At 71.6% G+C, this 19477-nt stretch carries 17 protein-coding genes and 1 pseudogene; 12 read left to right on the forward strand and 6 right to left on the reverse strand.

Annotated elements, in window-relative coordinates:
* Positions 1-2: 2 nt before the first annotated feature.
* On the reverse strand, positions 3-1484 hold the full coding sequence (locus ACJX2R_RS08490) for an LVIVD repeat-containing protein (protein ID WP_413099512.1): 1482 nt from the start codon (positions 1482-1484) through the stop codon (positions 3-5).
* A 192-nt stretch (positions 1485-1676) separates the two neighbouring features.
* On the opposite strand from ACJX2R_RS08490, the gene ACJX2R_RS08495 reads away from it, so the two are divergent.
* The 3 genes from ACJX2R_RS08495 to ACJX2R_RS08505 all read left to right on the forward strand — a co-directional run bounded on the left by ACJX2R_RS08495 (position 1677) and on the right by ACJX2R_RS08505 (position 5509).
* A complete protein-coding gene (locus ACJX2R_RS08495; RefSeq protein WP_413099513.1) occupies positions 1677-2360 on the forward strand; it encodes a DUF305 domain-containing protein in 684 nt (227 codons plus the stop codon).
* Between the two features lie 215 nt (positions 2361-2575).
* Entirely contained in the window at positions 2576-3919 is a 1344-nt protein-coding gene (locus ACJX2R_RS08500) for an FAD-dependent oxidoreductase (RefSeq protein WP_413099514.1), read from the forward strand.
* A gap of 201 nt (positions 3920-4120) precedes the next feature.
* On the forward strand, positions 4121-5509 hold the full coding sequence (locus tag ACJX2R_RS08505) for a nucleobase:cation symporter-2 family protein (protein ID WP_413099515.1): 1389 nt from the start codon (positions 4121-4123) through the stop codon (positions 5507-5509).
* Here ACJX2R_RS08505 and ACJX2R_RS08510 read toward each other — a convergent pair.
* Positions 5423-5824 (reverse strand): ArsR/SmtB family transcription factor, encoded by a 402-nt coding sequence (locus ACJX2R_RS08510; RefSeq protein ID WP_262698904.1) that lies wholly within the window; start codon positions 5822-5824, stop codon positions 5423-5425. The genes ACJX2R_RS08505 and ACJX2R_RS08510 overlap by 87 nt on opposite strands.
* 113 nt (positions 5825-5937) lie before the next feature.
* Positions 5938-7017 carry an NADH:flavin oxidoreductase/NADH oxidase gene (locus ACJX2R_RS08515; protein ID WP_413099516.1) on the reverse strand — a complete coding sequence of 360 codons (1080 nt, stop codon included), beginning with the start codon at positions 7015-7017 and terminating at the stop codon, positions 5938-5940.
* A gap of 230 nt (positions 7018-7247) precedes the next feature.
* Here ACJX2R_RS08515 and ACJX2R_RS08520 point away from each other — a divergent pair, with 230 nt between their 5' ends.
* The 5 genes from ACJX2R_RS08520 (at position 7248) to ACJX2R_RS08540 (ending at position 12359) form a co-directional block, all read left to right on the forward strand.
* Complete coding sequence (locus ACJX2R_RS08520; protein WP_413099517.1) at positions 7248-8336, forward strand: WD40/YVTN/BNR-like repeat-containing protein; 1089 nt, start codon at positions 7248-7250, stop codon at positions 8334-8336.
* Between the two features lie 78 nt (positions 8337-8414).
* Positions 8415-9092 (forward strand): uracil-DNA glycosylase, encoded by a 678-nt coding sequence (locus ACJX2R_RS08525; RefSeq protein WP_413099518.1) that lies wholly within the window; start codon positions 8415-8417, stop codon positions 9090-9092.
* Positions 9093-9131: 39 nt separating this feature from the next.
* Positions 9132-9953, forward strand: a complete 822-nt coding sequence (locus ACJX2R_RS08530) for a phospholipid scramblase-related protein (RefSeq protein WP_262698900.1) — start codon at positions 9132-9134, stop codon at positions 9951-9953.
* Positions 9954-9957: 4 nt separating this feature from the next.
* Positions 9958-11016: an N-acetylglucosamine kinase gene (locus tag ACJX2R_RS08535; protein ID WP_413099519.1), complete on the forward strand. Its 1059-nt coding sequence runs from the start codon at positions 9958-9960 to the stop codon at positions 11014-11016.
* Between the two features lie 344 nt (positions 11017-11360).
* Positions 11361-12359 (forward strand): hypothetical protein, encoded by a 999-nt coding sequence (locus ACJX2R_RS08540; RefSeq protein ID WP_262698898.1) that lies wholly within the window; start codon positions 11361-11363, stop codon positions 12357-12359.
* Positions 12360-12445: 86 nt separating this feature from the next.
* Here the strand turns inward: ACJX2R_RS08540 and ACJX2R_RS08545 are convergent, their stop codons facing one another.
* Positions 12446-13480 (reverse strand): lactonase family protein, encoded by a 1035-nt coding sequence (locus ACJX2R_RS08545; RefSeq protein WP_413099520.1) that lies wholly within the window; start codon positions 13478-13480, stop codon positions 12446-12448.
* A 103-nt stretch (positions 13481-13583) separates the two neighbouring features.
* Between ACJX2R_RS08545 and ACJX2R_RS08550 the strand changes: the two genes are divergently transcribed.
* Entirely contained in the window at positions 13584-14264 is a 681-nt protein-coding gene (locus tag ACJX2R_RS08550) for an HAD family hydrolase (protein WP_413099521.1), read from the forward strand.
* A gap of 115 nt (positions 14265-14379) precedes the next feature.
* Entirely contained in the window at positions 14380-15321 is a 942-nt protein-coding gene (locus tag ACJX2R_RS08555) for a D-alanyl-D-alanine carboxypeptidase family protein (protein WP_262698895.1), read from the forward strand.
* Between the two features lie 88 nt (positions 15322-15409).
* Here the strand turns inward: ACJX2R_RS08555 and ACJX2R_RS08560 are convergent, their stop codons facing one another.
* Positions 15410-16840 carry a DUF1996 domain-containing protein gene (locus tag ACJX2R_RS08560; protein WP_413099522.1) on the reverse strand — a complete coding sequence of 477 codons (1431 nt, stop codon included), beginning with the start codon at positions 16838-16840 and terminating at the stop codon, positions 15410-15412.
* 308 nt (positions 16841-17148) lie between these two features.
* Between ACJX2R_RS08560 and dacB the strand changes: the two genes are divergently transcribed.
* Positions 17149-18492: a D-alanyl-D-alanine carboxypeptidase/D-alanyl-D-alanine-endopeptidase gene (gene dacB, locus ACJX2R_RS08565; RefSeq protein ID WP_413099523.1), complete on the forward strand. Its 1344-nt coding sequence runs from the start codon at positions 17149-17151 to the stop codon at positions 18490-18492.
* A gap of 57 nt (positions 18493-18549) precedes the next feature.
* Here dacB and ACJX2R_RS08570 read toward each other — a convergent pair whose 3' ends face one another.
* Positions 18550-19239: an SDR family NAD(P)-dependent oxidoreductase gene (locus ACJX2R_RS08570; RefSeq protein ID WP_413105803.1), complete on the reverse strand. Its 690-nt coding sequence runs from the start codon at positions 19237-19239 to the stop codon at positions 18550-18552.
* A gap of 36 nt (positions 19240-19275) precedes the next feature.
* Here ACJX2R_RS08570 and ACJX2R_RS08575 point away from each other — a divergent pair.
* Positions 19276-19386 (forward strand): annotated as a pseudogene (locus tag ACJX2R_RS08575) (TetR family transcriptional regulator); the annotation flags it as partial.
* Positions 19387-19477: the final 91 nt, after the last annotated feature.

The following is a 19477-nucleotide window of genomic DNA, read 5'->3' on the forward strand; positions in this document are numbered from 1 at the left end:
GCTCAGCGGTAGTCGGGCTGCGTCTGCGCGTTGAGCTCGCGCAGCCGGACCGAATCGGCGCTGTCGGTGCGCCGGTCGTGGATCTTCAGGACGTCGAAGCCCTTCTGGATGTCATTGGAGTAGACGTAGCCGTTGTAGTAGTACGCGGACCAGGAGCCGCCGGTGACGAGCGTGTCGCTGGAAAGCGGCCCGCGCTCGAAGTAGCCGATCTCCTTCGGCCGGTCGGAGTCGGTGAAGTCCCAGATGGACACGCCGCCCTGGTACCACGCCTGGACCATGATGTCGCGGCCCTTGGCCGGTATCAGCGAGCCGTTGTGGGCGACGCAGTTCTCGGTGTCGGCCTGGTGGCGCGGGATCTTGAAGTAGCTCCGGAAGACCAGCTTGCGCTTGTCGCCCTTGCCGACGATGTCGTAGATGCCGTCGGCACCGCGGTCCTGGCCCACCTCGGCGTTGCAGGTGGCGGCCACACCGCCGCCCAGCTCATCGGTGAACACGACCTTGGTGCCGCGCTCGTTGAAGGTGGCCGAGTGCCAGAAGGCGAAGTTCACGTTGTCCTCGACCCGGTCGATGACCCGCGGCTTGGCGGGGTCGGCGATGTCGAGCAGGATGCCGTCGCCCATGCACGCGCCCGCCGCCAGCTTCAGCTCGGGGAACGTGGTGAGGTCATGGCAGCCGGTGGTCTGGGAGACGCCGGGGTTGGCGGGCGCACCGGGGTTTCCGCCGTCCGGGAAGAGCACGGGGAAGTCGATGACCGCGGCCTTCTCGGGCGCCTCGCGGGGCACCTTGATGACGGAGATGCCGTCGTGCGGGGGCTGGCAGTCCGGGAAGGTGGCGCTGGGCGCGTACGAGGAGACGTAGATGTACACGTCCTTGCGCTCGGGCACCAGGGTGTGGGTGTGCGATCCGCAGGAGGTCTCGACGGCGGCGACGTACTCCGGGTTCCGCTTGTCGCTGATGTCGAAGACCTTCATGCCCTCCCACGAGGACTTCTCGGTCGCGGGCTGGGTGGTGCTGTTGCAGGAGTTGTCGCTGCGCGAGGAGTCAGTGGAGAGGAAGAGCAGGTCTCCTGAGACCGACACATCGTTCTGCGCCCCCGGGCAGAGCACCTGGCTCACGATCTTCGGGCTCTTCGGCCGGCTGATGTCGTAGATGACGAAGCCGTCGTAGTTGCCCGCGAAGGCGTACTTGCCCTGGAAGGCCAGGTCGGTGTTGATGCCCTTGAAGTCCTGCCTGGGGATGTTGGTGAGGTGGCTGACATTGTCGCTGTGGACGATCTGGTCCACGCCGGGGATGTCGCCGTTCTCGATGGCTGCCTTGGCTTCCGACTGCTGACTCTTCGTCACCCGCTCCTTGTGGGGAGCGTCACCGGGGTCGGGCGTCGCGGCCGCCGGGCCCGCGGCCAGCAAGGTGGCCACCAGTCCGAAGGCGGCCGCGGCCGCGCCCAGGTATCTGCGCCGCTGTGGAGGTCTTTCCCACGGCTTCACTGCGTCCTCCCTTTGTCGCCGTCTCCGTTCGGAGTTGAACGGTTGACGGACCGGGGGAAGTATCGCTCTATCCATGTAGACCACAACAGGTGGCAACATGTTCGTAAAGAGATTTTCCCAACGCGCCCGGATCGGGAGCCCCGCTGACGTGCTAAGACGGTCTGCGGATCCCAAGCGCCCCAGGAGGCCACGGTGTTGAACCGCCGTACGACGCTCCACTCCGCATCCCTCGCGGCCGCCGCGGCGGCGGCCGCCCTGGTACTCGTCCTGACCGGCTGTGACGCGGAGAGCGGCGGTGGGGCCGACGCGGGGAAGGGCAAGGACGGAAAGCCCGCGGTGATCGCGCCGGGCAAGCCCGGCGAGGCGGCGAAGAAGCTGTCCGCCGAGGAGGCGGCGAAGGCGGGCGACGACGACTCCCCCAACACGGCCGACCGCTCCTACGTCCGCATGATGATCGAGCACCATCGGCAGGCCCTGGTGATGACCGGCCTGGCCGCCGACCGCGCCAAGTCCGGGAAGGTCAAGCGGCTCGCTGAGCGCATCGCGTCCGGGCAGAAGCCGGAGATCGAGGCGATGCGCGCCTGGCAGAAGACGACTGGCGGCGGGCCGAAGGGCGGCGACGGGGACGGCCACGAGGGCCATGACGCGAAGATGCCGGGGATGGCCACCGGGGCGCAGCTCGCGCGGCTGCGCGCCGCCGAGGGAGCCGACTTCGACGCGCTCTTCCTCAAGCTGATGATCACCCATCACCGGGGCGCGGTCTCCATGGCCACGGATGTGCTGGCCCAGGGCAACAACGTGCGGGTGGAGGAGATGGCGAACGACGTGATCGCGCAGCAGAGCAGCGAGATCCGGCGGATGCGGCAGATGTCGTAGCGGACGGCGCATGGAGCGCCGAGCCCTGGCGGACCGTTGGACCGGTTTGGAGCCGGGCTCGCTTGGACCGCTTTGGAGCCGGGCTCGCGGCGCGGTCGCGGGCCCCTGGACCGACGGCCGGGCGGTATCACCCGCGCCGGTCCCGCGGCGCGTAGTGCCGGACAGGGCGCCCCGCCGGGTGGGATGCTGGAGACATCCTGCGGAAGGAGCTCCTCGTGCTTCGCGTCGCGGTCGTCGGTTCCGGGCCGAGCGGGGTGTACGCCGCCCAAGCGCTCGTCCAGCAGCAGGCCGTCCCCGAGGTGTCGGTCCATGTGCTGGACCGGCTGCCCTGTCCGTACGGGCTGGTGCGCTACGGTGTCGCGCCCGACCACGAGAAGATCAAGTCACTCCAGAACACGCTGCGCGCGGTGCTGGAGCACCCCCGGGTCAGCTTCCTCGGCAATGTGCAGGTGGGCCCGCCCCCGCTGGTGCCCGAGCGGCTGCTGGGGCTCTACCACGCGGTGGTCTACTGCGTGGGCGCGGCCACCGACCGGCGGCTCGGCGTTCCGGGCGAGGAGCTGCCGGGCAGCTTCTCCGCGACCGAGTTCGTCTCCTGGTACAGCGCGCATCCGGACGCGACCGTCGACTCCTTCGCGCTCGGGGCGGGCTCCGCCGTCGTCATCGGGGTGGGCAATGTGGCGGTGGACGTGGCGCGCGTTCTGGCCCGTGGGGCGGAGGAGCTGAGGCCCACCGATGTGCCGCACGCCGCCCTCGGGGCGCTGTCCGAGAGCCGGGTCTCGGACATCCATATGGTCGGCAGGCGCGGGCCGTCGCAGGCGAAGTTCACCACCAAGGAGCTGCGCGAGCTGGGCGCGCTGACCGGCGCCGATGTGCTGGTGCGCCCGGAGGAGCTGGCGCTGGACCCGGCGTACGCGGACCCGTCGGGGCTGCCGGGGATCAACCGGCGCAATGTCGAGGTGCTGCGCGACTGGGCGCGGCGCGCGCCCACGGGCCACCCGCGCCGGATCCATCTGCGGTTCTTCCTCAAGCCGGTGGCGCTGCTGGGCGAGGGGGCGGTGCGGGCGGTGCGCTTCGAGCGGACCGCGCCGGACGGGCACGGCGGGGTGGCGGGCACCGGGGTGTTCGAGGACATCGAGGCGCCGCTGGTGCTGCGGTCGGTGGGGTACCGGGGTGTGCCGCTGCCGGGGCTGCCGTTCGACGAGGAGCGCGGCACGGTCCCCAACGCGGCGGGGCGGGTGCTGCGCGGCGGCGTTCCCTCGCCCGGGGAGTACGTGGCGGGCTGGATCAAGCGCGGGCCGACCGGCGTGATCGGCACCAATCGCCCGTGCGCCAAGGAGACCGTGGCCTCGCTGCTGGCCGATGCGGACGCGCTCGCCGCCCGCCCGGTGGTGGCGGATCCGCTGCGGGCGCTGCGCGAGGCCGGGGTGGAGCCGGTGGAGTGGACCGGCTGGCTGCGGATCGAGGCGGCCGAGGCGGCGCTCGGCGAGGCGCTGGGGCGTACGAAGGTGAAGATCCCGGACTGGACTGGGCTGCTGGGCGCGGCGCGCGGGCGGGAGTGAACCGGGCCGGGCGCCGGCCGGCTTCCACCGGCGGTCCGCAGGTCCGCGCGGTCCAGGGGGTTGGCACAGGGCGGCAAGTCCGCGCGGTCCAGGGGGTTGACACAGGGCGGCAACACCCCTGAAATCAACAGATTGTTTAAGCCTTCTACGGTCGCCTCACCCTGATCCGCCGCCCACCCCCGCGCCGCGCGAGGAGCCGCCATGACGTCCGTACGCCATCCCGTGGACGAGGTGCCGCCGCCCGGTCGGCTCGCCGCCTTCGGACTCCAGCATGTGCTGGCCATGTACGCGGGCGCGGTGGCCGTGCCGCTGATCGTCGGCGGGGCGATGAAGCTGTCCGCCGCCGACCTGGCGTACCTCATCAACGCCGATCTGCTGCTGTGCGGTATCGCCACGGTCCTCCAGTGCGTGGGGTTGTGGCGGTTCGGCGTCCGGCTGCCGATCATGCAGGGCTGCACCTTCGCGGCGGTCACCCCCATGGTGCTGATCGGCACGGAGGGCGGCGGGCTGCGGGCGATCTACGGCTCGGTGATCGTGGCCGGGGTCGCGATGATCGTGCTGGCGCCGGTCTTCGGGCGGCTGCTGCGGTTCTTCCCGCCGCTGGTGACCGGCACGGTGATACTGATCATTGGCCTTTCGCTGCTGCCGGTCGCGGGCAACTGGGCGGCGGGCGGCCAGGGCGCGCCGGACTTCGGCACGCCGAAGAACCTGGGCCTGGCCGCCGGGGTGCTGGTCCTCGTCCTGGCCGTGCAGCGCTTCGCGCCCGGATTCCTCGGCCGGGTGGCGGTGCTGGTGGGGATCGTGGCGGGGACGGCGGCCGCGATACCGCTTGGCTTCACCGACTTCTCCGGGGTGGGCGACGCCGACTGGGTAGGCGTCTCCACCCCTTTCCACTTCGGCAGCCCGACGTTCGAGACCCCGGCCGTGGTGTCCATGCTGGTGGTCGCGCTGGTCACGATGACCGAGACCACGGGTGACTTCATCGCGGTGGGCGAGCTGACCGAGCGCCCGGTCGACGGGCGGCGGCTGGCGGACGGACTGCGCGCGGACGGCGCCGCGACCGTGCTCGGCGGGGTCTTCAACACCTTCCCGTACACCGCCTTCGCGCAGAACGTCGGCCTGGTGGGGATGACCCGGGTGCGCAGCCGCTGGGTGGTCGCGGCCGCGGGCGGGCTGCTGGTGCTGCTCGGGCTGGGCCCGAAGCTGGGCGCGGTGGTGGCGGCGATCCCGGCGCCGGTGCTGGGCGGGGCGGGTCTGGTGATGTTCGGTACGGTCGCGGCGAGCGGGCTGCGCACGCTGGCCGGGGTGGACTTCCGGGACAACCACAACCTGACGGTGGTGGCGGTGTCGGTCGCCGTGGGGCTGCTGCCGGTGGGCGTGCCGGGGATCTACAAGGAGTTCCCGGACTGGTTCCAGACGGTGATGGACAGCGGGATCAGCGCCGGGTGCGTCACCGCGATCGCGCTCAATCTGCTCTTCAACCACCTGCCGGGCGGGCGGACTTCAGCCCCGGTCGCCGCCGAGGCGCCCCTCCTCGAGGGCCGCGGCGGCGAGGACGCTGTCGAGCAGTCCGGGGAACAGCGCGTCTAGGTCGTCGCGGCGCAGCGCGCTCATCTTGGCGGTGCCCCGGTAGATCTGGTGGATCACACCGCATTCGCGCAGCACCCGGAAGTGGTGGGTGGTGGTGGACTTGCTGACCGGCAGGTCGAAGACCGAACAGGACAGCTCGCAGTTCTCCTCCTCGAGCGTCCGCACCACCCGCATCCGCATGGGGTCGGAGAGCGCGTGCAGCACGTCCTCGAGGCGGATCGCCTCGCGCCGTGGATGCTCCAGTGAGCGCCCGGACGCCTGGGGCTGGGACGGCGCCCGGGACTGGGGCGCGGTCGGCGTGGTCTGCGTCTGCACGGCTGCTCCTCATCGCCTCGTTCCGAGACCTCCAGTGTAGTTTGACGATCGCCGTACTACTTCGGCTCCGAACTATTCGAGGCCCGGACCGGACGACGGTGACGTTCGCGGTTCTACCGGACCGCGCGGTGGTACTGGTCCGGGCTGTGCACCTGACCGCCCAGTTCGACCGCCGCACGGCGGGCGAAGTAGGGGTCACGGAGCAGTTCACGGCCCAGCAGGACGGCGTCCGCCTCACCATTGGTGACGATCTTCTCGGCCTGCTCCGCCTCGGTGATCAGCCCGACCGCGGCCACCGGCAGCCCGGTCTCCCGGCGCACCCGCGCGGCGAACGGCACCTGGTAGCCCGGCTCCACCGGAATGCGCACACCGGCGGCGTTGCCACCGCTGGAGACGTCGAGGAGGTCCACGCCGTGGTCCTTCAGCAGGGCGGCGAGCCGGACGGTGTCCTCCGGGGTCCAGCCGTTCTCCGCCAGCCAGTCGGTGGCCGAGATACGGAAGAACAGCGGCAGTTCCTCCGGCCAGACCGCCCGGACCGCGTCGACGACCTCCAGCGCGAAGCGGACGCGGTTCTCGAAGGAGCCGCCGTAGCCGTCGGTGCGGTGGTTGCTGTGCGGGGAGAGGAACTCGCCGATGAGGTAGCCGTGGGCGCCGTGGATCTCGGCCACCTCGAAACCGGCCGCGAGCGCGCGCCGTGCGGCGTCCGCGAACTGGCGGGTGATCTCGCCGATCCGCTCCTGGGACAGCTCGTCCGGCACCGGATGGCCCTCGTCGAACGGGACCGGGCTCGGCGCCAGCGGCTGCCAGCCCCGCTGGTCGGCGCCGAGCGGTGCGCCGCCCCGCCAGGGAGCGTCGGTGGACGCCTTACGGCCGGCATGGGCGAGCTGGATGCCCGGGACGGTGCCCTGCCCCTTGAGGAAGCCGACGATCTTACGGAACGCCTCGACCTGGGTGTCGTTCCAGATGCCGAGGTCTCCGGGGCTGATGCGGCCCTCGGGGGACACGGCCGTGGCCTCGACCAGGATCAGTCCGGTGCCGCCGGTGGCGCGGGCGCCGTAGTGGACGAAGTGCCAGTCGTGCGGGACCCCGGCGCCCTCGTCCGGGTCCGCGCAGTACTGGCACATGGGCGACATCCAGAGGCGGTTGGGGATGGTCAGCGACCGCAGGGTGAAGGGGTCGAAGAGGGCACTCATGAACGTCTCCGTTTCTCCTCGTGGGGTCCGGCCGGACCACCGCCTAATACGGTAACCATCGTAGTACGACGATCGTCAAATTACGAAGCCTCTCGTATGACGCGACCGCTTCCGGACCGTTGTCGGTGGCCGCTTCCGGGCCGTTGTCAGTGGGTGGGTGCAGACTCAGTGATGACGGACACATCCATCCGTTTCACCGTCCCGTCCCGCACTCCAAGGAGTGAGCCGTCATGAACGATGTCCTGCTCGCCGTCGGCACCCGCAAGGGTCTCTTCCTCGGCCGCCCCGGCTCCAGCGGGAGCTGGGATTTCACCGGCCCCCACTTCCCCATGCAGGCGGTGTACTCCGTCGGCATCGACACCAGGGGCGACCGCCCCCGGCTGCTGGCCGGCGCGGACAGCTCGCACTGGGGCCCCTCGGTCTTCCGCTCCGACGACCTCGGGGCGAGCTGGCACGAGCCCGCCAGGCCCGCGGTGAGGTTCCCCGAGTCCACCGGCACCTCGCTGGAGCGGGTGTGGCAGCTGGAGCCGGCCGGGCCCGACGAGCCGGAGGTGGTCTACGCGGGCACCCAGCCGGGCGCGCTGTTCCGCTCCGAGGACGGCGGCGAGACCTTCGCCTTCGTCCGCAGCCTGTGGGACCACCCGCAGCGGCCGGAGTGGGGCGAGGGGTTCGGCGGGCAGGCCGTGCACACGGTCATCACCGATCCGAGGGACCCGCGGGCGCTCATGGTCGCCGTGTCCTCCGGCGGGGTGTACCGCTCGGCGGACGGCGGGGAGAGCTGGGCACCGTCCAACAGCGGACTCAGGGCGGAATTCCTGCCGGATCAGTATCCCGAGTTCGGGCAGTGCGTCCACAAGATCGCCCGGGATCCGGTCGACCCCGACCGGCTCTACCTTCAGAACCACGGCGGGGTGTACCGCAGCGACGACGGCGGGGCGCACTGGGCCGAGATCAGCGAGGGCCTCCCGGCGGACTTCGGCTTCGCGGTCGCCGTCCATCCGCGCCGGAGCGGCGTCGCGTACGTCTTCCCGGCCGCCGACGGCTCGGACCGCTACCCGCCGGGCTACCGCTGCCGGGTCTTCCGCACCGAGGACGCGGGCGCCAGCTGGGAGGAGCGGTGCGCCGGGCTGCCGGGCGAGCCGCACTACGGGGTGGTGCTGAGAGACGCCCTGCGCACCGATGACGCCGATCCGGCCGGGGTCTACTTCGGCAATCGCAACGGCGAGGTGTACGCGAGCGCCGACGAGGGCGAGAGCTGGCGGCAGATCGCCCGCCACCTCCCCGATGTGCTGTGTGTCCGGGCCGCGGTGGTCGGCTGAGGAGCGATCGCCGTGATCGGCCGAGAGTGATCGTGAGGTGGCACGCGGCCACCCGCTGAGCCACTAGAGTGACGCGGTGTGGCAGCACGACCGTTGAATGAAATTGTGGAAGCGGGCTGGGCCAAGGCACTTGAGCCCGTCGAGGAACGCATCGCGGCGATGGGCGACTTCCTGCGGTCCGAGATCGCGGCAGGACGCACCTATCTGCCCGCCGGGCCGAATGTGCTGCGCGCCTTCCAGCAGCCCTTCGACGAGGTGAAGGTGCTGATCGTCGGTCAGGACCCGTATCCCACGCCCGGACACGCGGTGGGGCTCAGCTTCTCGGTGGCGCCCGAGGTGCGGCCGCTGCCCGGCAGCCTGGAGAACATCTACCGCGAGCTGCACACCGACCTCGGGCTGCCGCGTCCCTCCAACGGCGATCTGACGCCCTGGACCCAGCAGGGCGTGCTGCTGCTCAACAAGGCGCTCACCACGGCCCCGCGCCGCCCCGCCGCCCACCGCGGCAAGGGCTGGGAGGAGGTCACCGAGCAGGCCATCCGGGCGCTGGCCGGGCGCGGCCGCCCCCTGGTGGCCATCCTGTGGGGCCGCGACGCCCGTAACGTACGGCCGCTGCTGGGCAGCCTTCCGGCGGTCGAGTCCGCGCACCCCTCCCCCATGTCCGCCGACCGCGGGTTCTTCGGCTCCCGTCCCTTCAGCCGCGCCAATGAGCTGCTGGCGCGGCAGGGGGCGCAGCCCGTGGACTGGCGCCTTCCCTGACCTCATCGTTCCAGGTGGGCGAGGGGTAGTCTGCCCGCCATGACATCACCTACGAACACCCCTGCGGGCTGGTACGCCGACCCCCAGGGCACGCCGAACCAGCTGCGCTGGTGGGACGGTGCCCAGTGGACCGCACATACCCACGCGGGCCAGCCCGGACAGCCCCCGCCACAGCAGGCCGCCCCGCCCAACCCCAACCCCGCCAAGGTCCAGCACCAGGTGCAGCAGCAGGCACATGTGGGACCCTCGGCGGGCGGCGGCGGCACGCTGTTCACCGAACCGGTGCTGGTGGTGAACCAGAAGGCCAAGCTGATCGAGCTCACCAATGAGTACAGCGTCTTCGACCAGCACGGGCGCACCATCGGTTCGGTGGTCCAGGTCGGCCAGAGCACGCTGAAGAAGGTCGCGCGGTTCGTCTCGAGCCTCGACCAGTTCATGACGCACCGGCTGGAGATCCGCGACGCCAACGGGCAGCCGCACCTGGTGCTCACCCGGCCCGCGAAGTTCGTGAAGTCCAAGGTGCTGGTGACCCGTCCGGACGGACAGCCGGTCGGTGAGATCGTCCAGCAGAACGTCTTCGGCAAGATCAACTTCGGCATTCACGTCAACGGCCAGCAGGTCGGCGCCATCAAGGCGGAGAACTGGCGGGCCTGGAACTTCGCCATCGTCGACCACACGGACAGCGAGGTCGCCCGGATCACCAAGACCTGGGAGGGCCTGGCGAAGACGATGTTCACGACGGCGGACAACTACGTCCTCCAGATCCACCGCCAGCTGCCCGATCCGCTGCTGAGCCTTGTGATCGCCACGGCCCTCACCGTGGACACGGCGCTCAAGCAGGACTCGCGCGGATTCGGCTGAGCCGGTGGCCGATACGGTGCCCGACGCCGCGGCGACGCATGTGCTCGGGATCGATTCGGGCGGCTCGGGCGTACGGGTGGGGGTGGCCCGCGCGGACGCCTACGGCGGCTCCGCCGCGCAGAACCCGCCGACCGGGTCCCCGCCGCCCATGTCGTCAGCGCCGCTGGGGTGGTCCTCGCCGCCGCTGACGTGGTCCTCGTCCACGCCCGTCGTCGTCGGCGACCGGGGCATCGACGCGGAGGACCTGCTGGCCCGGGTCCTGCCCGCCGCCCGGGAGCTGCTGCGCGAAGCCGGGGCCCGGCGCCTCGGCGCGGTCTGCGTCGGCGCGGCGGGCATGGCCACACTCGGCGACGACCTGCGCGCCAGGCTCCCGGACGCCCTCGCCGACGCCCTGGGCGTACGGCGACTCGCCCTGGCGGCCGACGCGGTGACCGCGTACGCCGGGGCGTTGGGCCAGCGCCCCGGCGCGGTGGTCGCGGCGGGGACCGGACTGATCGCGCTGGGGGCGGGGGCCACCACCGGCTGGCGGCGGGCCGACGGATGGGGCCATCTGCTGGGCGACTGCGGCGGCGGTGCGTGGATCGGCCGGGCGGGCCTGGAGGCGGCGATGCGCGCGTACGACGGGCGCGACGGCGGTTCCAAGCCACTGCTGGCCCGTCTGGAAGCCGTGTTCGGCCCCGCGACCGGACTGCCGGGGAAGCTGTATCCGCGCCCCGACCGCCCCGCCGTCCTGGCCTCCTTCGCCCCCGAGGTGGCCCGGTGCGCCGCCGAGGACCCGGTTGCGGAGGCGATCCTGCGGACCGCCGCCCGCCATGTCGCCGAGGCCGCCGAGGCGGTCTGCCCCCGGCTGGAGCCGAGCGAGGTGGCGCTCACCGGCGGGCTGTTCCGCATGGGCGCGCCGCTGCTGACGCCCGTGCGCGAGGAGCTGGCGGCGCGGCTGCCCGGGGTCCGGGTCACCGAGGCGGCCGGGGATCCGCTGGACGGGGCGCTGTGCGTCGCGGCGGCGCTGGCGGCGGACGAACTGCGGCTGCCGCGGGACCCGGCGCTGCTCAGCGTCGTCTGAGCCCACGCCCGGTACGGAAGACGACGGGGGCACGAGGCAGTACGCCCGCCACATGACGCGGGACGCCCGCCACACGACGCCCGACACGACGGCCGGCGTGGGACGCCCGACACACAACGCCCGTCATGGGACGCCCGACACAGGTGTCCCATACGGGTGCCCCATACCCGGCGACCCATATCGGACGCCATGACCGACCATTCCGGACACATGACTGATTCTTCGGCCAAGTATGGCCGCTGAGCGCACATCAACACACAACACCGGTCGACAGAGTGGGACATATGCCCCCAGTCACCCCCTCCCGAACAGCCGAGCCCATTGAGCGACTAACATGCGGCGCCATGAGCTCCCCCACAGGGCCCGCGTCCGGCCTGCCTGTACGAATGCCGCGTCCCCGCCAGCCCGGACGGCACCGCCGACCGGAGCCCGCCGCCGTACCTCTCGGCGCGCCTCCGCTGGTGCTGGCCGTCCCCGGTGCGCCGAATGACGGTGCCCGGCGCCTGGCCGAGGAGCTCCTGAGCATCGCCCGCTCCGAGATGCCGGGGCTCGACGCCCAGGTCGGCTTCCTGGACGGCGACGGCGAGGAGTTCCCGCAGCTCGAGGCCGTGCTCACGCGCGCCGCCCAGGAGAACCCCGAGCGTCTGCGGCAGGCGGCCGAGGCCGCCAAGGCCCTCGCCGACGAGGCGGCGGAGGCGATCGCCGCGGCCGAGGCCGCGGGCGAGGTCGTCGACGAGGTCCCGCCCGTCCCCACGGTCCCCACGGACGGCCCGGCGGCCGTCGTGGTCCCGCTGCTCGCGGGCCCGGACAACGGCCAGCTGCGCCGGATACGCCAGGCCGTCATGAGCAGCGGCTCGGCGGCCGAACTCACCGACGTCCTCGGCCCGCATCCGCTGCTCGCCGAGGCCCTGCACGTACGCCTGTCGGAGGCGGGCCTGGCCCGCGCGGACCGCGCCCGGCTCTTCACCGTCGCGACCGCCGCGGACGGCATCATCCTCGCCACGGTGGGCGGCGAGGAGGCGGCCCAGGCCGGTGGCATCACCGGCATGCTGCTCTCCGCGCGCCTCGCGGTGCCGGTTATGGCCGCCGCGCTGGACGAGGACGGGGCCGTCCTCCGCGTCGCCGAGCAGTTGCGCTCGGCGGGCTCCGCGCGGCTCGCCCTCGCGCCGTACCTCATCGGCCCGGAGGTCTCCACCGAGCTGATCTCGGCGGCGGCCGAGGAGGCGGGCTGCTCGGCGGCCGAGGCGCTGGGCGACTACCCGGCCGTGGGCAAGCTGGCGCTGTCGAAGTACGCGGCGGCGCTGGGGATCACGCTCCAGCAGGCGTCCCCGGCGATGCGCTGACGCGGCGGGCGGCGGAACGACGGAAGACGAAGTGGGGGCGGTGACCACCAAGGTCACCGCCCCCGCTCAGATGAACCCGACGAGCGTCACCCGAAGACCACACAGGACGCCGCCGGGGCCGGAACCGAACCCCCACGGCGCGGCACCCCGCTCGACGGATCGATGTCGAACCAGGTGACATCGCCCGAGCGCTCATTGGACACATAGAGCCGTCGTCCCGACGGGCCGAGCGTCAGATCGCGCGGCCAGTGCCCGCCGCAGGGCGTGGTGGTGACCAGCTCCATGCGGTCGCCCGACGCGTCGAGGGCGAGCGTCGCGATGCTGTCGTGACCCCGGTTCGCGGCCCATACGAAGCGGCCGTCCCCGGAGACCACGACCTCGGCGGGGTAGGTCTCGACGTCCGTGCCCTCGGGCACCACACGGGTCTCACCGAGCGGTTCCAGAACGCCGGACGCCGCGTCCCAGCGGCAGGCGGTGATCGTCGGGTCGAGCTCGTTGATGACGTACGCGCGGTCGCCCCGCGGATGGAACGCCAGATGACGCGGGCCGCTCCCCGGGCGCAGCCGGACCTCACGATGCGGACGCGGCCCGGGCAGCGCGTACACCCGCACCGCGTCGATCCCCAGGTCCACGGCGAGCAGCCAGCCGCCCGACGGATCGGCCGCCACCGCATGAGCGTGCGGCCCCCGCTGCCGCTCCGGATGCGGCCCACTGCCCTCGTGCCGCAGCACCGCCACCGACTCCCCGAGCCGGCCGTCCTCCAGCACCGGCAGCGCGGTGACACTGCCGGACCCGTAGTTGGCCGTCAGCAGCTGCCCACCGGCGAGCGCCAGATGAGTGGGCGCCGCACCGAGCACCGGCACGGCCTCACCGACCAACGACGGCGGATCCTGCCCGACGTCCAGCGCGGCGACCGCCCCGTCGTCGGCCTCACTCACCGCGTACAGCACCCGCCCACCGGGCGCGACCGCCAGATAGGACGGGTTGACGACCACATCCGTAGAGTTCCGGATCCGCAGCGCCCCGGTCTCGTCATCGACATCCGCGACGGTGACCCCGGCACCACCCGCCGAGGTGAACGACCCGATATACGCCCGCCACCCACTCCCTGTCGCACCCACCGCACTCCCCTTCCGCCGACTCCGGTTCGGTATCCGATCGGGGCCGACGCTAACAGAGCGGTCTAGACCAACACGCCGTCACGCGAATTGGCATGCTGTCCCCATGAGCACCATGCCCGCCGTGATCTTCGACCTGGACGGCACGCTAGTGGACAGCGAGCCCCTTTACTACGAGGCGGGGAGGCGGACCCTCGAGCGGTATGGGGTCGCCGGCTTCAGTTGGGAGGAGCACACGCAGTTCATCGGGATCGGGACCCGCGAGACGCTGGAGACGCTGCGCGAGCGGTACGGCATCGAGGCGTCCGTGGAGGAGCTGCTGGCCGTCAAGAACCGGCACTATCTGGAGCTGGCGGCCACGACCGAGATCTTTCCCGAGATGCGGGCGTTCGTGGAGCGGCTGAGGGACGCCGGGCATCCGCTGGTCGTGGCCTCCGGCTCGTCCCGTTCCGCGATCGAGACGGCGCTCAAGGCCACCGGGCTGGACGCGCTGCTGCCCGGCTATGTGTCCGCGGAGGACGTGGGCCGTGGCAAGCCGGAGCCGGATGTGTTCCTGGCCGCGGCGCGGCTGCTGGCCGTCGATCCGGGGCAGTGTGTGGTGATCGAGGACGCCGGTCCCGGGGTGGAGGCGGCGCGGCGGGCCGGGATGCGGTGTATCGCGGTTCCGTACGCGGGCGGGCCGTCCCCGGACGGGGAGCTGTTCGCCTCCGCGGGGCTGCTCTTCCGGGGCGGGCAGCCGGAGTTCGACGCCCGGCGGGCCTATGAGTGGGTCACCAGCGGTAGTTGACGGCCCCCGCGACTGATCGTGGCGGCACCCCGGACCGCGGTCACCGTCCCTCCAGTGAGACGATGCGCGCATGCCCGGACATTCACCGGCATGTCACAGGAGAGACGGAGGGCGTATGGAAAGACGTGGGGGTAAGGCGATCCGCCGCTGGGGGACGGCGGTCATCGCCTCGGCGGCGGCCTTGGCGGTCGCCGTGCCGGCGAGCTCCGCGCAGGCCACCGAGGCCGCGCGCGGGCCGTCGGGGGTCAGCGCCAAGGGCGCGTATCTACTGGACAACGGCACCAACGAGCAGCTGTGGGCCAAGGCGGCCGACACCAAACGGCCGATGGCGAGCACCACGAAGCTCATGACGGCGATGGTGGTGCTCGACAGCCGGGGGCTGAATCTCGACAAGAAGGTCTCCGTCAAGCAGTCGTACATCGACTACACCGCGCGCGTCGGCGGCAGCAAGGCGGACCTCCAGAAGGGGGACAAGCTCACCGTCAAGCAGCTGGTGTACGGCCTGCTGCTGCCGTCCGGCTGCGACGCGGCCATGGCGCTCGCCGACACGTTCGGCACGGGTGACACCACCGCCAAGCGCACCAAGTCGTTCATCGCGCAGATGAACAAGAAGGCGTCCGCGCTGGGGATGACCCGGACCCACTACGACACCTTCGACGGCATCTCGGAGGGCGGACAGAACTACACCACTCCGCGCGACATGGCCAAGCTGGCCAGGCACGCGCTGCGCAACACCACCCTCCGCACGGTCGTCAAGTCCGTCGACACCATCCAGAAGGCCCCGGCCGCCAACGGCAGGACCAGGACGTACTACTGGAACAACACCAACCGGCTGCTGGGCTCGTACAGCGGCGCGATCGGCATCAAGACGGGCACCGGCACGGCGCCCGGCAGGTGCCTGGTCTTCGCCGCGAAGCGTGACGGACGCACCGTCGTGGGAGTGATCCTGAACGCGCCCAAGCGGTACCCGGACGCGAAGAAGATGCTCGACTGGGCCTTCCGGGCCAACACCACGGTGACATGGCGGCAGCTGCCCAAGGGCACGCCCCAGGACTGAACCGGCTGAACCACATGTGGGCGGTGCCCCGGCCGGATCTCCGGATGTGAAGTCCGGCCGGGGCACCGGGCCTTGCGTGCCGCGGCCGTCAGCCGCACTTACGCCCGGTGTTGATGCACTTCACGGCCTTTATCATCAGCGAGTCGGACATCACGTTGATGAAGTCGCCGTGGTCGGTCACCGGCTTGTGCAGCTGCTCGGGGAAGCTGTCGACCGCGAAGAGCGAGCCTGGTGCGACCTTGTAGGTGATCCGCTGGATCAGCTGCGGAATGGCCTTGAACCCCTTGGCACACCCGCCCTTGGCGTCCGCGAACGCCACATGGGTGCGGTGGTTGGCGCTGTCGGCGTTCTTGCCGTCCCAGCAGCTCTGGAACTTGAACGTACGGACCACCTTGCTGCCCTTCGGGCAGAGCGGGTACTTGTCCTTCAGCTGCCGGTTCTCGAAGCCGGTGCAGCTCCAGGAGGCGTTGGCGTTGGCCGTGCCGTTGGTGAAGGCCTTGGCGTCGCCGGTGATGATGCGCAGGAACTTGGGCATCGCCACGACCTTGGACACCGCGCTGCCGCGGAAGGTGATCGACGCGGTGGTCGGCCGCAGGATCTTCCCGATGTTGCCCTCGGTACCGCCGCCGGGCGCGTCGGCGTCGACCTCCTTCGTCCCGTCCTGGAGCCGCAGGACCGGCCAGTAGTGGGTGGAGCGGTCGCCATTGGTGCAGGTGGTCCCGGCGGCGGCGAGGCTGTCGTTGGTGGAGAAGGCGTCGGTGTCGCGGTTGCCGACGTAGTCGTGCATATGGTGGGCGCCGTTGGACACACCGGGGGCGACGATCACGTTGTCCGAGTTGAAGTGCTTGTTCTCATTGCGTCCGCAGCGCGATGAGAAGGTGCCGCGGGAGGCGTTGCCCCGGTTGCGGGGGTTCTTGACGTTCGGCTTCACCTTGCGGATGTCCACGAAGTCCGCCCGCACCGGGCCGGACCGCGCCTGGCCGCCCGCGGCCGGAGCGGCGGGGGCGGCCGTTCCCGCGGCGGGGGTGGCGCCCGCTGACGCGGCGGCGGGTGCGGCGGCGGGGTTGGGCGCTTCCTGCACGGTGCAGGAAGCCATCGTGTCCAGGCCGGACGGGCGGCTCGCCACCCGGCCGATCTCGTTCCCGATGCGGTTCAGCGCGCCACGCCGCTGGGCGGTCAGCGGCTCCAGCACCCGGGTGCGCACCCAGTCCCGGTCGGCGCCGGGGCCGCGCGCGGCCAACTGCTTGTAGGCGTCGGCCACCTGGCTGTCCATCGTCGCCAGTTCCTTGTCCACGGTGGGCCGCGCCCGCTGCGGCACACTCGCCAGCCGGGTCGCGGCATCCGGACACTTGACGGTCATCGCCGTCCGCGCCGCCGCCTGCTGCCCGGTCGGCTGACGGGCGGCGGAAGCGTCGTTGTCGGTCATCAGGAGCGCCCCGCCGCCCACGGCCAGTGCGGTCACTCCGACCACGGTCAGCCCGATGACCCTGGATCGCTTGTGTCTTTTCTTGTTCCTCATCCTTCGCCCCTCATCGGCAGTCTCCATACGCCGGGGACGCCTTGCCCTCGGCCATGTCGGAGCGCGCTCCCCCATCCGTCCCGGAGTGGAGGGCGCAGCCCGACGCCGATGGATACGGACGACGGGGCGATCGTTCTCAACGATGGTCGCGATATCTCGTAAATAGCCGGAGGAGTCGGTGCGATGACGTATCTCCGCATCGGCTTCACCACATGTCCACGGACTGACGGGACGAAGGTGATCAGCTACGGCTAAAGTGAGTTCTTCGTTTCACCCCCCATGTCCCTCCACGCGCCCCGGAGCCCCCCATGTCCAGCGCGACCTCGTCCACCGGGCGTCATCGCAAAGCCAAGCCCATGAGCCTCGCCGTGCGCCGCGCGTTCATCGTCGCGGCCGTCCCGGTCACGGGCGCGCTGCTGTCCGCTCCGTCCGCGCTCGCCGCCGACAAGAGCACCAAGACCACCACGACGGCCCAGTCCGCGGCCGCCGACGGGCTGGACCCCGCCGAGCGGCGGATCGCGGAGAACCTCAACACCCGCGCGCAGAACCCGAGCCTCGGCGACACCTTCAGCGGCATCGTGCTGGACTCCGCGTCCGACAAGGTCATTTGGGGGCATGACGCCGACACCGCCCTGATGCCCGCGTCCAACGCCAAGCTGGCCACCGCCACGGCGGCGCTGACCGTGCTCGGCCCCGAGCACCGGTTCACCACCAGGGTGGTCTACGGCGACGGCACGCTCACCCTCATCGGCGGCGGCGACCGCATGCTGACCACCGCCGATCTCACCGAACTCGCCAAGACGGCCGCCGCCGGGGTGAAGCTCGGGGGCCTGGGCTCGGTCAAGGTCCGCGTCGACGACAGCCTCTTCCCCGAGCCGACCCTCGCCACCGGCTGGAACGACTCCTACTACGACGACCAGGTGTCGCCGGTGCGCTCCCTGGTGGTGGACGGCAAGCTGTCCGCGGACACCTCCATCGACGCGGGCAAGGTCTTCGCCCAGCAACTCGCCGACCAGGGCGTCACCGTCGACGGCGAGGTCACCCGCGGCACGGCCTCGGCGACGGACGTCCCGGTGGGGCAGCACCTGTCCCCCAAGCTGTCCGAGACGATCAAGAAGATGCTCAAGACGAGCGACAACGACATCGCCGAGACGGTGCTGCGCATGACCGCGCTCGGCGCCGGCAGGCCCGCCACCTACGAGGGCGGCACGGCCGTGGTGCGGGACGTCCTCAGCCACCGCTACGGGGTCTCGATGACCAACTTCGAGATCCACGACGGCAGTGGGCTCTCCCGCGCGGACCGCATCCCGGCGCGGACCGTGGCGGACATCCTCGACCTGGTCACCGACCCGCGCTACCGCGGCCTGCTGCGCTCCATCGACGAGGGCCTGCCGGTGGCGGGCGAGGCGGGCAGCACCCTGGGCCCCGAGTGGGGCCGCTTCGACACCCCGGACTCCCAGTGCGCCGTCAACCAGGTCAAGGCCAAGACGGGCACGCTGACCGGCGCCATCGCGCTCAGCGGCCTGACGAAGGCGGAGGACGGCCGGTGGAAGGTGTTCTCCTTCATCGAGAACCAGTCCTCCGCCGACCCGGCCGCCACCAAGGACACCCTCGACGGCCTGGCCGCCACGGTCAACGGCTGCTGGGCGTAGCCGCACGGCTCAGGCCGCTGGGCGTAGCCGCACAGCCCGAGCCCCCGGCCCCGCGGGTCACCCGGCGGTGGCCTGCGGGGCCGGGGGCTCCGGGTGGAACTGCTCGACGCGGTCGCGCTTGATGTACATGTCCCAGTAGTGCTCGGCGAGGTCGTCCGGGTCGGCTACGGGGAAGTTCGCGAGCGCTTCGGCGTCGGCCGCGGACAGGGTGGCCGACTCGGCTATCTCGCTGCGCTCGATCATGGCCCCGATGGTGAGGGTGCCCGCGTAGACGCCGGTGTCGGCGAGTTCGCCGTTGAGCGAGTACAGGTAGTTGCGGGCGGCGGCCATCACCGGGCCCACGCCGCTGAGGTGGGGCATCGGCCGCGCCGCCGAGCAGCCGTGGGTCAGCAGGAAGGCGCCGTCGCCGCGCTCGGTCCACTCCGGCAGCACGGCGCGGACCACCTCCACCGGGGTGAGCAGGAGCAGCGGGATCAATCCCTCCAGGGTGGCCGCATCCAGCCGGGTGGCGGCGGTGAAGCCCTGGTCACCGCTGATCGGCCCGTATTCGATGGCGTCGATCCGGCCGAAGCGGTCGCGGATGGCCGCGACCAGGGCGGGCACCTCGTCAGACTTCGACAGATCGGCGGAGAAGGCGGCCGCCTCGACGCCTTCGCCCGCGAGCCGCTCGACGAGCCCGTCCAGGCGGTCCTTGCGGCGCGCCACCAGGGCGACCCGGAAGCCTTCGCGCCCGAACCGGCGGGCCATGGAGGACGCCACGCCAGGACCAGGAGGAACGACCGGATGCGGGCCGACGCGCAACGAAACGCGGAGAAGCTGCGGGCAGCCGCCGCCGAGCTGTTCCAGGAACGTGGCCTCCACGTACCGCTGAAGGAGATCGCCCGGCGGGCCGGAGTGAGCCACGGCACGCTCTACAACCTCTTCGGCACCCGCGAGGCGCTCATCGACGAGGTGGTGACCGACCTGGCGGCCGAGCGCCTCGAGG

Source organism: Streptomyces sp. Inha503, assembly GCF_047215865.1.
Classification (GTDB): Bacteria; Actinomycetota; Actinomycetes; order Streptomycetales; family Streptomycetaceae; genus Streptomyces; species Streptomyces lycopersici.

Bases quoted from the DNA above. Each gene is read 5' to 3' on its own strand.
- ACJX2R_RS08540 (WP_262698898.1), top strand. From the start codon at position 11,361: ATGAGCTCCCCCACAGGGCCCGCGTCCGGCCTGCCTGTACGAATGCCG.
- ACJX2R_RS08505 (WP_413099515.1), top strand. From the start codon at position 4,121: ATGACGTCCGTACGCCATCCCGTGGACGAGGTGCCGCCGCCCGGTCGG.
- ACJX2R_RS08560 (WP_413099522.1), bottom strand. From the start codon at position 16,840: ATGAGGAACAAGAAAAGACACAAGCGATCCAGGGTCATCGGGCTGACC.
- ACJX2R_RS08530 (WP_262698900.1), top strand. From the start codon at position 9,132: ATGACATCACCTACGAACACCCCTGCGGGCTGGTACGCCGACCCCCAG.
- ACJX2R_RS08555 (WP_262698895.1), top strand. From the start codon at position 14,380: ATGGAAAGACGTGGGGGTAAGGCGATCCGCCGCTGGGGGACGGCGGTC.
- dacB (WP_413099523.1), top strand. From the start codon at position 17,149: ATGTCCAGCGCGACCTCGTCCACCGGGCGTCATCGCAAAGCCAAGCCC.
- ACJX2R_RS08520 (WP_413099517.1), top strand. From the start codon at position 7,248: ATGAACGATGTCCTGCTCGCCGTCGGCACCCGCAAGGGTCTCTTCCTC.
- ACJX2R_RS08550 (WP_413099521.1), top strand. From the start codon at position 13,584: ATGAGCACCATGCCCGCCGTGATCTTCGACCTGGACGGCACGCTAGTG.
- ACJX2R_RS08570 (WP_413105803.1), bottom strand. From the start codon at position 19,239: ATGGCCCGCCGGTTCGGGCGCGAAGGCTTCCGGGTCGCCCTGGTGGCG.
- ACJX2R_RS08515 (WP_413099516.1), bottom strand. From the start codon at position 7,017: ATGAGTGCCCTCTTCGACCCCTTCACCCTGCGGTCGCTGACCATCCCC.